This is a genomic window from Aestuariivirga sp. (genome assembly GCF_046093005.1).
GTDB lineage: Bacteria > Pseudomonadota > Alphaproteobacteria > Rhizobiales > Aestuariivirgaceae > Aestuariivirga.
Map to the genome: position 1 here is coordinate 1 of NZ_JBJTER010000188.1, position 4141 is coordinate 4141.

Annotated in this window: 5 protein-coding genes; all 5 read right to left on the reverse strand. The window is 61.7% G+C overall.

The window, feature by feature from the left end:
• Window positions 1–1108 (reverse strand): DEAD/DEAH box helicase family protein (locus tag ACKOED_RS15795; protein WP_408917584.1); only part of this gene is annotated, 1108 nt, incomplete at its 3' end.
• On the reverse strand, window positions 1101–1889 hold the full coding sequence (locus ACKOED_RS15800) for a hypothetical protein (protein WP_408917585.1): 789 nt from the start codon (window positions 1887–1889) through the stop codon (window positions 1101–1103). The genes ACKOED_RS15800 and ACKOED_RS15795, both read right to left, overlap by 8 nt.
• Window positions 1890–1891: 2 nt before the next feature.
• Window positions 1892–2428, reverse strand: coding sequence for a gamma-glutamylcyclotransferase family protein (locus ACKOED_RS15805; protein WP_408917586.1), 537 nt, complete (start codon window positions 2426–2428; stop codon window positions 1892–1894).
• A complete protein-coding gene (locus ACKOED_RS15810) occupies window positions 2425–3744 on the reverse strand; it encodes a type II toxin-antitoxin system HipA family toxin (RefSeq protein WP_408917587.1) in 1320 nt (439 codons plus the stop codon). Before ACKOED_RS15810 ends, ACKOED_RS15805 begins: the two co-directional genes overlap by 4 nt.
• Window positions 3741–3998, reverse strand: coding sequence for a helix-turn-helix transcriptional regulator (locus ACKOED_RS15815; protein WP_408917588.1), 258 nt, complete (start codon window positions 3996–3998; stop codon window positions 3741–3743). Before ACKOED_RS15815 ends, ACKOED_RS15810 begins: the two co-directional genes overlap by 4 nt.
• Window positions 3999–4141: the final 143 nt, after the last annotated feature.

Consider the following 4141-nt stretch of genomic DNA (forward strand, 5'->3'; position numbering starts at 1 on the left):
CTGGAAAGCTCTCGGCAAGATCATCACGAAGCTGATCGACCAGAGCCAAGGTCGGGACGAGGAAGATGACCTTCTTGCCGGCCGACAAGGTCGAGGCGATCTTCAACTCTGAAAGCGTGGTTTTGCCCGCGCCGGTGGGCAGTACCAGCACCGCTGACTTTCCAACATCCAGAAAATGCGTAGCCAGAGCGGCGCGGTGATTCGGCCAAAGCACCGGTTTGCTCGACGCGCGATGGCGAACCCACAGCTTCCAAGAATTCTCTTCCGCGCCAGCGGGCGGTGGGATTCGAGTGACGCCAACGTCCTCAAGTCCGTCTGCGACGTGCATAAGCAACCGCGCCAGATGACGCGGTCCCGCATAGCTGGAGGTAATGTTGAGGCCAGTGTCCGGAAGATTCAGCGGACGGGTTGCGAGTTCCACCACTCGGGCGAAGGCATGCTGAGGGGTTTCGAACGATTGATAGGCGAGCTCGACACGAGGACGATCGAGCAAGCGTGCTACCATTTGCACCAGACCGCTCCAGCACAATCCGTACAACGCCTGCGTCGCTCGTTCATCAAACGGCGCATCGGCCCCAGGCCGCAATCCTGCCAAACGGTTGGCACGCTCGAGGATCGCTTCAAATCGTTCCAAGGCAAGGTCTTCGACGCTTTCTACCAAAGCGCCGCGATGAATATCTTCAAGACGGGGGCCTGCGAGCTCGCGAGCGGCTTCACGCGCGTCAGGGCTCTGTTCAGCAATCAGGAACAGAAGTGGTGCCGATACGCGCGGATCAATGGCCCGTGTGGTCAGGAGTTCATCGCGCTCCTCGAGATCCGGGCGGATACGGGCCAGAAGCTGATAAGCGGTCGCTGCGACGAAGGCGGCGGCCCGGCGTTCGTGATCTTCTGCACCGCGGTCGACGAGCGCTTCGTAGATAGTCGCGATCCGCTCGATACGCGCGAGTTGGGCGACGTAGTCGGGCTGCTCGGCTAGCGATGCCGCACGCAGCCTGAGGCCGGCCAGTTCGGAATAGATACCGGTCAGTTCTTGCGGCAGCATCGACGGGTCGACGCCCTCAAGAGCCGGCGCGCTCCGGATCAAGGCTGCGGTTTGCGCGTCAAACATCGAACGTCGAAATCCGCGCCCAGACGCGATCCGCGAAATCAGCAAACCAGGCCCGAACGTCGTCTAGCGGGAGCGTGTTACCGCCGCGCTTGTCCAAAGCCACCTGAAGAGAATCATAGTCCTTGAACAACGCGACGCATTTGGCCGCTGGAAACTGCGATGGCGAAACAGTCAGCGATGCTTCAAACGCCAGCGGGCGTGTTTGAATCAGCGTGTCATATGCCGTCTTGAGCTCGTATCCATTGAAGCCGTAGCTTTCCAGCAAGGCGAGAACGGCTTGAGCCAGCTGATTATCGCGCTTGCCAGAAATATACTCACGAAACGACTTCAGCACCTGACTCTGGAATTTTTGCCGGGCATGGATCGTGCATTTGTACTCGTAGACGGTCGCCTTCGTCAGCGTCTTCGTCGCTGGATCGACCGTAATCTTGACGCCATCAGTGCCCTGGTTGGTCGCCTTAAGGTGCGAATTGTCGATCTTTTCATCGCCCGTCTTGCCCTTTCGGGCAGCGACCCAGCAAATGATCTCGAATAAAAGACCATCGCGATGTTCGATACCCTTTTCCGTCGTAGGATGCAGATCTTTGTCGAGCGTATCTTTCAGCCCTGCCGTGATTTTCGGCGGCGCTAATTGCGTGCCCACAAGGATCAGTGCCGCGTGGAATGCCTGACCGACCAACACCAGCGCGACAAGCTGCGCGAGATCGTCAGGGGCATCGATGCTCCATTGTTCTCCCTCGCATTGGGGGAGCGCCGACATAGGATTGAGAGTGATCGGCACGCCTATCCCAGACCTTCAAGTAACGTTCGGTAATCTTGGATGCCATGCTCTCGCATCGCCTTGATGGCTTCGACGCGGGTCCTTCGACCCAATTCGGCATCCTCGACGAAGCGCGTGCCCCTCAGCGCGGCGACATGAGCTGTGTCCAGCCCATGATATTCGGCGCCGGCAATGACGGTCGCGAGGTACCAATCGAAAGGCCGTAATGTGTGGTCCAACGAGGTGCCCAGATAGCTGCTCGCCGGAACGGTGCTTCCCTCGATGGCGAAAGTGTCCTCGCGCCGGTAGCCAGAGCCTGCTCCCTCGTGCTGGTCCAACTGCTCTCGTTCGGCCAGATCAATCTCGAAAATGACCCCGGGAACGGCGGAATTCGGGGCGATAACCAGGGTCGCCTTTCCTGAACCGTCCTTACTCGCCTTCGAAAACGCAAGACGCCAGTCGCGTGCAACTCCCGTCCTGACGACCTTCGCCGACGGGCAACGGCCAAGCAGACGTGCCGGCAACATGTTGGAGCCATAAGCGAAATAGAGAAATGTCATTGGCCATTGGTCCCTTCGACATTCGCTCCATCGCGCAGTTGGCTGACCGAGCGGCCGGGTTCCACTACTGTCAGTGCGCAGCGCTTCGCCCGTTCGCGGACCATCGCGGCGAGGCTTTCGATCGCCGCCAGATCGAAGCCGGGGCGCACCAACTCGGCGGTAACCTCGCCTGTTCGCGCAATCACGCCTTTGCCGATCTCCGCGACCCGCCTGCGCATCAGCGGCAGGCCGATACCCGCGTCCGCCGCGAACGCTGCCCACCCCTTCGCGTCCAGTTCGGCAAGCGTGGCGCGCTTCCCGATCTTCATGGCGAATTTCGGCGAGAGATCGGGATAGGCAACGGTCGCAAGCAGGTCATAGAGCGGGGCGAGGCGCGGGCCTTCGGCGTCGTAGAGGATCGAGAAATTCTTCCCATGCGCGTCGGCGTTCCCGGCGATCACATTGAAGATCACCGCATCGAGGAGCTTCAGCACATCCACAGCGGGCCTTGCGGCGACACGGCGGAGCAGCGCGAAGCAATCCTTGAAGGTCGGGCCGCCCTCGCTGGCGTACTTTGTCTCCGGCGGCACACCAAGCGCCTGGCAGAAATCCTCCTGGTGGATCCGGCGCACCTGTCCATCGTCGCCGATGGCTCGATCGTAGCGCTGGACCAGCAGAAACGTTCGATCCTGAACGATGCGCGCGTCCACCGGCGCGACATCGAGGCCGATCGCGGCGGCAAGGCGCATCACGAACGCCTCGTTCTCGGTCGTGGCCGTGAAGCGCGAAATCGGCGGCTTGAGAATATGCGTGGTCGGCTGGCCCGGCGCAGGCAAGGCCACCGCGCCATCCACCAGAACCACCGGCACCTTCGATTGCGCGCCTGCGAGAGAGAGACGCAATCCTTCCTCGCCTGCGAGCAGTGGGCGGACGGGCAGCGCGTCCAGCACCCGGATCAGGCCTGCATCGTCAAGCGGGGTTGGCCTATGATCGGGGGCAAGAGTGGCCGAACCTTCGCCGGGCGGCAGAAGCTGGAGCGCGCCCGCCACATCGCCGCCGAGGCGATCAAGAAGGGCGAAATCATTGGCGCGTGACACGCCGAGTGCCTGGGCCGCGGCGTCGCGCTGGCTTTCCTCCGGCAGGAGACCGCCGAAAAACGCGCGGCACTCGCGGCGGGTGAACGGCTCCGCCCGCTTTGGCAGCGAGGCGGACAAGGGCTGCGCCTGCTCATCGTCAAGCCAAGCCGGCGCATAGGCGAAGCCGAGTTCCCAATGCTTGTCCTGCGTCAGCTGGCCCACCAGGCGCCCGTCCCACCAGACATCGAGGGTGCGCGTCATGGCATCTGAGGATCTTTTGGCCGCGCTCCCTTGGAGTCGGGCGGCGGTGTGATAGCGAGCGAGCATCCCAGCGCCGCAAGGACCTGCAGCGTCTTGCCGATCTGCGCGGTCGGCTTGCCCGCCTCGAGATCGACGATGAAGCGCAGGCCGACGCCAGCCGCGCCAGCAAGCTGGTCCTGCCGCAGGCCAGCGGCCTTGCGGGTTGTCCGGACAATGTCGCCGATCTCGGCGATGGTGAGGTTGCGTCTGGCCATGATATTTACCGAACGGGAAAGTATCATGGATTTCTGAGGAATGTCTATAAGAATTTCCCGCTCGGGAAAGCTGGCGCATCGGTTTAGTTCCCGGGCCTGAATTATTCCCGCTCGGGAAAATGGATTGATCGAAAGCCTCAGAC

Excerpts from the sequence above, each read along its gene's own strand:
- ACKOED_RS15805 (WP_408917586.1), bottom strand. The coding sequence starts at position 2,428 with ATGACATTTCTCTATTTCGCTTATGGCTCCAACATGTTGCCGGCACGT.
- ACKOED_RS15810 (WP_408917587.1), bottom strand. The coding sequence starts at position 3,744 with ATGACGCGCACCCTCGATGTCTGGTGGGACGGGCGCCTGGTGGGCCAG.
- ACKOED_RS15815 (WP_408917588.1), bottom strand. The coding sequence starts at position 3,998 with ATGGCCAGACGCAACCTCACCATCGCCGAGATCGGCGACATTGTCCGG.